The organism is Vibrio sp. MarTm2 (assembly GCF_027587055.1).
GTDB lineage: Bacteria > Pseudomonadota > Gammaproteobacteria > Enterobacterales > Vibrionaceae > Vibrio > Vibrio sinaloensis_D.
The window spans coordinates 1-7,460 of record NZ_JAPPTK010000025.1; the positions used below are offsets into that span (position 1 = coordinate 1).

11 protein-coding genes are annotated in these 7,460 nt (G+C 41.4%); all 11 read left to right on the forward strand.

Annotated elements, in window-relative coordinates:
- Positions 1 to 195: 195 nt before the first annotated feature.
- Positions 196 to 453 carry a type II toxin-antitoxin system Phd/YefM family antitoxin gene (locus OH458_RS21605; protein ID WP_005448240.1) on the forward strand — a complete coding sequence of 86 codons (258 nt, stop codon included), beginning with the start codon at positions 196 to 198 and terminating at the stop codon, positions 451 to 453.
- Positions 441 to 743 carry a type II toxin-antitoxin system RelE/ParE family toxin gene (locus OH458_RS21610; RefSeq protein ID WP_239945712.1) on the forward strand — a complete coding sequence of 101 codons (303 nt, stop codon included), beginning with the start codon at positions 441 to 443 and terminating at the stop codon, positions 741 to 743. The genes OH458_RS21605 and OH458_RS21610 overlap by 13 nt, the downstream gene beginning before the upstream one ends.
- Positions 744 to 896: 153 nt before the next feature.
- Positions 897 to 1,265, forward strand: coding sequence for an Imm39 family immunity protein (locus OH458_RS21620; RefSeq protein WP_269979806.1), 369 nt, complete (start codon positions 897 to 899; stop codon positions 1,263 to 1,265).
- A gap of 137 nt (positions 1,266 to 1,402) precedes the next feature.
- The gene (locus OH458_RS21625; RefSeq protein ID WP_269979807.1) at positions 1,403 to 2,056 is read left to right on the forward strand and encodes a GIY-YIG nuclease family protein; all 654 of its coding nucleotides are present in this window, start codon (positions 1,403 to 1,405) and stop codon (positions 2,054 to 2,056) included.
- Between the two features lie 200 nt (positions 2,057 to 2,256).
- Complete coding sequence (locus OH458_RS21630; protein WP_269979808.1) at positions 2,257 to 2,817, forward strand: hypothetical protein; 561 nt, start codon at positions 2,257 to 2,259, stop codon at positions 2,815 to 2,817.
- Positions 2,818 to 2,976: 159 nt separating this feature from the next.
- A complete protein-coding gene (locus tag OH458_RS21635; RefSeq protein ID WP_269979809.1) occupies positions 2,977 to 3,405 on the forward strand; it encodes a hypothetical protein in 429 nt (142 codons plus the stop codon).
- Between the two features lie 725 nt (positions 3,406 to 4,130).
- The gene (locus OH458_RS21640; protein ID WP_269979810.1) at positions 4,131 to 4,577 is read left to right on the forward strand and encodes a GNAT family N-acetyltransferase; all 447 of its coding nucleotides are present in this window, start codon (positions 4,131 to 4,133) and stop codon (positions 4,575 to 4,577) included.
- A 136-nt stretch (positions 4,578 to 4,713) separates the two neighbouring features.
- The gene (locus tag OH458_RS21645) at positions 4,714 to 5,250 is read left to right on the forward strand and encodes an HNH endonuclease (protein ID WP_269979811.1); all 537 of its coding nucleotides are present in this window, start codon (positions 4,714 to 4,716) and stop codon (positions 5,248 to 5,250) included.
- Positions 5,251 to 5,387: 137 nt separating this feature from the next.
- The gene (locus OH458_RS21650) at positions 5,388 to 5,756 is read left to right on the forward strand and encodes a VOC family protein (protein ID WP_269979812.1); all 369 of its coding nucleotides are present in this window, start codon (positions 5,388 to 5,390) and stop codon (positions 5,754 to 5,756) included.
- 164 nt (positions 5,757 to 5,920) lie between these two features.
- The gene (locus OH458_RS21655; protein ID WP_269979813.1) at positions 5,921 to 6,535 is read left to right on the forward strand and encodes a hypothetical protein; all 615 of its coding nucleotides are present in this window, start codon (positions 5,921 to 5,923) and stop codon (positions 6,533 to 6,535) included.
- 209 nt (positions 6,536 to 6,744) lie between these two features.
- Entirely contained in the window at positions 6,745 to 7,458 is a 714-nt protein-coding gene (locus OH458_RS21660; RefSeq protein ID WP_269979814.1) for a hypothetical protein, read from the forward strand.
- Positions 7,459 to 7,460 lie beyond the last annotated feature (2 nt).

The following is a 7,460-nucleotide window of genomic DNA, read 5'->3' on the forward strand; positions in this document are numbered from 1 at the left end:
ATTTATAACAAACAATTTAAGAGGGATTCAGCACGCTTGGCATTTTGGGCTTGGGTTAAGTTCAATGTTTACGGTGTTCAAATTGAGTTTGTGGTCGCGTGCTTCACACCTTAATTGGGCGTTAGCCGTCATGGAGCTTGCTATACTCGAAGTGATAGAATAGTATCACTTTAGTATTCCTTTGGAGCAGCTCTCATGAAAGTAGAACTAGTTACATCACTCAAACGCCAAGCAACAAAGATCCTTGCCGATCTCCACGACACTAAGGAACCAGTGTTAATTACCGAACATGGTAAACCATCGGCATATCTGGTTGATGTTGATGATTACGAGTTTATGCAAAATCGTTTGGCGATTCTGGAGGGGATTGCACGAGGTGAACGTGCATTAGCTGACGGTAAAGTGGTGAGTCACGATGAAGCCAAGGACAAAATGTCAAAATGGCTGAAATAATCTGGACTGAGCCAGCGCTATCCGACCTCAATGATATCGCTGAATACATCGCACTTGAAAATATCGTAGCTGCAAAACAATTGGTTCAAACGACCTTTTCTAAAGTCGAGCGCTTAGAGTCTTTCCCTGAATCGGGTCGCATTCCGCCTGAACTAGAACATCTAAGTTATCGTGAAGTTGTAGTTAATCCGTGCCGCGTTTTTTATAAACAAGACGGCGACAAAGTATTTATTCTGTTTGTTATGCGTGCTGAGAGAGACTTGCGTAAGTTCCTACTGAGCAAGCAATAACCTTTGGGAATGAGCGGCTAACAAACTGTTTAAGAGTGATTCGCAACGCGTGGCATTTTTACTATGCGTTGCGTTTCGTGTTTAAGGTGGTATGCGGTAGCAACGGTATTGCGTTGCTCACACCTTAACAGGGCGTTATGTGTAAGGGGAGATATGAGCGCTAAACGGATATTAATTGGTGGTGTAGGATTGGTAAAAGGGCGACCTAAAAACCTGGGGGTTTGTATTCAAGAGGTCTGTTCTATATTAGAGCCTACGCTCGAATGCAGTGGTTGGTCAGATAAAGCTCCTTTCCATACATTAAGCTTGATCATTAGATACGGAAGTGATGACTCTCGCGTTGTTGAGTTTGGTTCTATTAATAAGAAATACAGTGAGCTAAACGTTTCTATAACAACTTCACTAACGGTACTAAAAGAAGCGGATAAACGTGGGGAGTTGCAAAGTCTCGTCATGGAGTTGGCTGAGAAATCAATTCAACAAGTATCGGTAAAATATGGGTTGGCCGAAAATTACACATAACAAGGCGTTTAAGACGGATTCCCAACGCTCGACATTTTTGCTTCTACTTCAAATTTAGTGTTTACGGTACAATGCGTTAAGTGCAGTGGTAGCGTTGCTCACCACTTAACGCGGCGTTAGCACTATTAGGAGTAACGTTGAACGTTCAGAATATCAAAAAGAATCAGAATGGTAAGTTTGTCGCTGATGTCCACTATGACAGTGGAGAATACTATTTCACGACTCAAGAATTTGAGACTTATGAACTTGCCGAAAACTGGATTTCAACTTGGACAGATTGGGCTAATCAGGTGTGCCTTGGCACGATTGATAGTATTTACTACATAATTCAAGTCCCTGACACATGGGCTGGACCACATGAAAATGCCCATCCATTCCAAGGACTGTTCGTCAAAATCGGGCGCTCGAAAAATGTATTGACGCGATTGAGAAACTTACAAACCGGTACTTTTGGTCAGTTAGTAATTGGTGCGCTTGAGCCTGGTGGCTCCAAGCGAGAAACGGAATTACATAAAAAGTTTGCAAGGTTACGACGCCAAGGTGAATGGTTTTCTTGTAACCAAGAGCTATGTGATCATATTTTTAATACTTGGTATCGAAACAAAATGTTGCCACCTGAGCATCAGCACGAAATGCTTAGGTTGGCGGAGCGTATTAACGCATATAAGCACGTTAAGAAGTTACTCGGCAAAACTCCTGACACGATTAATCCATCACTTGATGAGAATTGGCATGGGGTAACGTTTGTAGATTTGGTCTATAGCTCATTAGCAAAACCAAGCAAGAAATAGTGCTAACAAGCAATTTAAGAGGGATTCACAACGCTTGGCATTTTTGCTTCTACTTCAAATTTAGTGTTTATGGCACAATGCTTTAGGTTGGGCGGAGGCGTTGCTCACCCCTTAATTGGGCGTTATGCTACCTGTTTGATATTGAGGCTAAAGTTAGGTAGTTTAGAGCATCATTTTTCTCAATCTAGCAGGAGCTATTAATGAAATTTGTGTTTGTGGACGCAGAGAACGTTGGAATGAAAGGAGTCGAGCGAGTAAAAGCTACGCTAGCTGATAAGGTTTTTGTTTTTTCTAAATCAAATAGTATCAAGCAATATTGTGAAAAAGAGCTGTTCCATCACCTTTCCGACTACCCAAGCGGTCAAAACCAAGCTGATTTTTATATCATTTCTTACCTATCGCGCGTACTTTCAACATTAGAACAGCAAGCTCTTACTTCTGCTCACTTCGAGCTATTTAGCAATGATGAAAGCTTGATTTCAGCTTTTGAGTTTCAATGTAAAAAGTTAGGCGCTAAGTTCAGGGTTGCTAGAACAAAAGATGAAGTGATCGTGCCTATTGACATTAATGCTAAACCCAGCTCTGTATCGCCAGAACAAAAATTATATGCGGCGTTAAAGTCACCAAAAAATCTAGACCCTAGTTTTCAAGAGCAGTTGGGTCTATCCCGTCAAGCATTTACTAAAGCGGTGAATACTCTTTCAAGTAGTAACAAAATTAGGCGGTCTGAGACAGATAATAAAAAATGGGTTCAGTGCTAGCGGTAGCATAACAAAGCGTTTAAGACAGATTCCCAACGCTTGGCATTGTCGGTTTGCTTTGAATTTAGTGTTTACGGCACAATGGTTTAAGCTTGGTGGTCTGCGTTGCTCACTACTTAACGCGGCGTTATGCTCTTTTTGTCAAAATTAGGATTTTAGATGAAAAATGAACGGTTATTAGCGCAGTTGTTTGTTCGAGAGTCTCATATTCAGCAGCTAATTTCTCAAGATAAAGTTGGCTTAGATGTCTTAGAAATGTCTGAATTTAAAGCGTGGCTTGGTGGTAAGCGGGCTATCCTCGTTTCCGACGTGGCAGACACGCATTGGATAAAAACTTGTACAGGTGGGTACATTACAGAAGTTGTATTTCACTCTGATGGTACGCTGAATGAATATCGCTTGTTTGACCGGTTTGAAACCAAGGGGATCTGGTCACTTCAGCATGGAGCTTTAAGTGTCGAAATCTTCAAAGGAGACAATACTTACAGTTTTGGTGTAGTGGGTAACTCTGAACTCAATATCCATTCAGCTGTGGAGCATAAGAATGGTGAATTACATTCATACCTTAAGCTATCGCAAGTCAAATAGCCACGAGCATAACAAAGCGTTTAAGACAGATTCGCAACGCTCGGCATTTTCGGTTTGATTCCGCTTTGGTGATTACGGCACAATAGTTTAAGTATGGTGGTGGCGTTGCTCACTACTTAACGCGGCGTTATGTTTTAATGGGATTTCAATGGCTTAAATGCCTTTGAGTCGTTCTTTTCCCCTTTGGCTACTCGTTGGGAGTAGACTCAGCAAATCACCATTGTCGCCCCGTTCTTAAACCACTTAGCCCGTAAAACATACCAAGGTTCGTGGGTTGCTTCATTTGAGTTTTCGGGTGGTTTGGTCATCTCGTTTCTCTGGCTCAAAGTCGCTTTGGGCATATTTCCCAATCAGCCAATAACCTTGGCAGTTGCCTCGGCAAATCGCCATTGTTTTGCGCTGCTGTTGCTAAGAAAGGGCGCTTGTTGAGATTTGATCGAGTTGCCTCATTATCAGGGAAGTGGACTTACTCGTTTCCGGTTTGGCGCATCTGCCGGTCAAGTGAGTTCGCGCTTGTGACTTGGTTCAGAAATCTAGGTTTGCATCTCAGTTCTTTGCCAAGTAAATCAACGAATTGTGCTAAAACATAACAAAGCATTTAAGACGGATTCTCAACGCTTGGCGGTTTCAGCCTAGGTCAGCTTCAGTGCTAAATGTGGCAAGGTTTAAGGTTGGGTGGTCGCGTTGTTCACCACTTAATGCGGCGTTATGTGCTCGGAGGAAATATGGAAATTCTTAAGGTTCTAAAAACGGATTTAGATGCAGTAACAAGGCTTGTTTCAGAGGTCTCTGCAAAGGATGTGCTTCCATTGCTTAATGAACAAGGAAAGCAAGAGTATAAGGACAGAGTATTACCTGACTTAGCGTCGACTTTTGATGATGAGAAGTTTTTTTCAATTAAGGCGGTATCGGGTGGGGAAGTTTTAGGTTTTGCCGCTTTGCGTGGTGGAAATTATCTAACCCATTTGTTTGTTGCAAATTCACAGCAGGGTTCAGGTTTAGGTCGTACTTTATTGAATCATTTGCTTAACCAGACAGACGCTTGTGAAGTTAGCCTACGTTCATCGGTGAATGCTGTTGGCTTTTACAATCGTAATGGTTTCGTAGCAACAGGTGAAGAAGCAGAGTTCAACGGAATTCGGTTTGTGCCAATGTCTTTGGTACGCACATAACAAGGCGTTTAAGACGGATTCACAACGCTTGGCGATCTCAGTTCAAGTTGAGTTTAGTATTTAAGGTACAAAGGTTTAGGTTTGGTGGTAGGCGTTGTTCACCACTTAACGCGGCGTTATACAGCTAGGAGGAAAAATGATACCAAATGGAATCGAGTTAGCTCATATAGAAAAAGCGATTGAAAGAATCGAGATTGAAGGGATTCCCAACTCGCGAAAGTCTGTTCATTATGATTTCAATGCTGTTCGAGCTCGTGATTACCTAAGGGCTCGTGGCTACATAGTAAACGATCGACGAGATAGTAAACGCGAAAACGAGATTCAGTTTGAAAGTGTAGAGTCTAATTTTTCTGAAGGCACTGAAATATATAAAATGCACCGTGCTCTAGAGCGAGACACGTCTATTGCTCGAAAAGTAAAAGCGATGCGTTTGAAAGATAGTGGAAAACTGGAATGTGAAGTTTGTGGCTTTGACTTTTTCCAGACATATGGTGGGTTGGGGTTAGGTTACATAGAAGCTCACCATACAACTCCAGTTCATGAACTCAAAGGTACAAGAAAAACTCAGGCAAGTGAATTAGCTTTGGTTTGCTCCAATTGTCATAAAATGCTTCATAGAGGAAAGCCTCTAATGTCTATATCTGAATTGAGAAAGGTAATTGAACCACGGTAAAGCGCTGTATAACAAAGCATTTAAGAGTGATTCGCAACGCTTGGCAGTTTCGCTTCGCTCAAGTATAGCCAAGCGCCGCTCACACCTTAATGCGGCGTTATATGCTTTCAAGTTTCAAACAATAAAAGGACTTAATAATGATTCTAAATCACGTCTCAGTTGGCGCTTCTGATGTGGTAAAAGCAGTTGGTTTTTATGACTCAGTTCTTTCTACGTTGTCTATTAAGCGTGCTCATTATATAGAAAATATTGCAGCGGCTTATGGTGAAAACTTTGAATTTTGGGTCGGAAGTCCCTGCGAAGGAAATGCTACATCAAGTAATGGTGCTCATATTGCTTTTAATGCGCCTTCAAAAGAAGCTGTTGACCAGTTTTATGCTACAGCCATTGAATTAGGTGGTTCGTGTGCAGGTAAGCCAGGATTAAGACCAGAGTATGGTGAAACTTACTACGCAGCATTCGAACGTGACTTAGACGGAAACAAAATCGAAGCAGTTTCAATGTAGCTTCGAGTACGCATATAACAAGCAATTTAAGAGGGATTCACAACGCTTGGCACTTTTGCTTCTACTTCAGTTTTGGTGTTTATGGCACAATGCTTTAGGTTTGGGTGGAGGCGTTGTTCACCCCTTAATTGGGCGTTAGCTGCAGATGAGGATAGAGTATAAATATGGAAGTTAACTACAAAAATTATGATGCCAAGTCGTTGCTTGAAGCGTTAAGTGGTATAGATGCTAAAGCTTATCCGGAGAATTATAGCTCTTTAACAAGTGAGATTGCGCTTCGAAAAAACGAGATACAGGAATACTATGATCAACTCGCAAATGCTAGAAACTTGCGATGGAGTAAATTATTGACGTTCATTGGTATTAATCAATTGCTTGTTGCAGCAATAGCCTTAGTGATGCTCGTTCTTTCAGTTTCAGGCTTGACGGGATTTCAAATAGTCAGTTCGTGTTTTGTCATTCTTTTAAATGTATTATCGGGTCTAGTCTTATACAAACGTGCGACACGGTATTACTTGCTTTCTTATTTGAACGTAGGGCTTCAAATCTTTGCATTTGGGTTTGGTGGATTGTATTTCAATTACTATGGTGTGGGAGGTGTTTTCCTCACTTTAGACTGGGTAAGCGACACGTACCGCTGGTTCTCAGCATCTTTCAATGTTGGTGGTTCACTTCTAGAGTATTCTAATAAATATAATTTAGGGTTCATTCAAGTCGATTTATTAGCCTTGTTCTATATTTGGGGGATCCGAAAGTCATTGTCGAAAACCAGCAGCTAACAAGGCGTTTAAGGCAGATTCCCAACGCTTGGTATTTTGCATTCTAAGTTGGATTAAGTGTTTACAGTGTAAAGGTTTAGTTTAGGTGGTGGGCGTTGCTCACTACTTAACGCGGCGTTATATGCTATTGTGCCGATCTTCATCAAGGTTCTCATTAGTTCTATTTAGTAAAGTCCACGCTGTACTTTAATTTATCTACAAACCATCGAATGAAAAAATATCTTTTAATTTTGTCGGCTTTGTTGGCAAATTCAGCTTATGGTAAATCGCCAGATGAGCTTTTAAATAGGCTTAAACCGGATTTGAAAAGCTGGGTTGAGAAGTCTTGTAGCAAGAACTTAGGTCCCTCTCTTTGGTCCAGCTGCGTTACTCGTGAAGTTAATGCTCTAAATGGTCACTTTCCGGACCTTTCTATATTGAGCAAGAATCAAAAAACGTGGCTAATGAATTCATGCCCTAGTTCGCTAGGTCCAAGCTTAACTATTAGCTGCTATAACCGAGAGTATGAAGCGTTGAGGCGTATTCCGTCTTTTTCTGGTTTATCGGAACAGCAGGCGAATTGGGTAAAACAAAGTTGCTCTACATCTTTGGGACCATCTCTATATGCTAGCTGTTTGAATCGTGAAATTTCAGCTGTCAAAAATGCTGGTAGCCCACAACCTCAAGTCGTTTCAAAACCAAACTTACGAGCTCAAACGCGACCGGTTGGCTCTAATAGCCGAAACTCGTACGCAATAGAAGTTTCTCATAATGATGAGCTATTTATAATCAATGGTGAAAAATTTGAGGCAAAAACATACTGTTTGGGGTGGTATGAAGGCGATGAGGTAATATTTGTTGACGGTAGTCCTTATGGAGCGTGTTCTAGTGCAAAGCTTTTGAACTTAAGTAATAAAGAGCTCTGTGAAGTGTGGTGTGAATAGCA

Coding starts and splice junctions, on each gene's coding strand:
- OH458_RS21645 (WP_269979811.1), top strand. CDS start 4,714: ATGATACCAAATGGAATCGAGTTAGCTCATATAGAAAAAGCGATTGAA.
- OH458_RS21605 (WP_005448240.1), top strand. CDS start 196: ATGAAAGTAGAACTAGTTACATCACTCAAACGCCAAGCAACAAAGATC.
- OH458_RS21635 (WP_269979809.1), top strand. CDS start 2,977: ATGAAAAATGAACGGTTATTAGCGCAGTTGTTTGTTCGAGAGTCTCAT.
- OH458_RS21630 (WP_269979808.1), top strand. CDS start 2,257: ATGAAATTTGTGTTTGTGGACGCAGAGAACGTTGGAATGAAAGGAGTC.
- OH458_RS21610 (WP_239945712.1), top strand. CDS start 441: ATGGCTGAAATAATCTGGACTGAGCCAGCGCTATCCGACCTCAATGAT.
- OH458_RS21655 (WP_269979813.1), top strand. CDS start 5,921: ATGGAAGTTAACTACAAAAATTATGATGCCAAGTCGTTGCTTGAAGCG.
- OH458_RS21660 (WP_269979814.1), top strand. CDS start 6,745: ATGAAAAAATATCTTTTAATTTTGTCGGCTTTGTTGGCAAATTCAGCT.
- OH458_RS21620 (WP_269979806.1), top strand. CDS start 897: ATGAGCGCTAAACGGATATTAATTGGTGGTGTAGGATTGGTAAAAGGG.
- OH458_RS21650 (WP_269979812.1), top strand. CDS start 5,388: ATGATTCTAAATCACGTCTCAGTTGGCGCTTCTGATGTGGTAAAAGCA.
- OH458_RS21640 (WP_269979810.1), top strand. CDS start 4,131: ATGGAAATTCTTAAGGTTCTAAAAACGGATTTAGATGCAGTAACAAGG.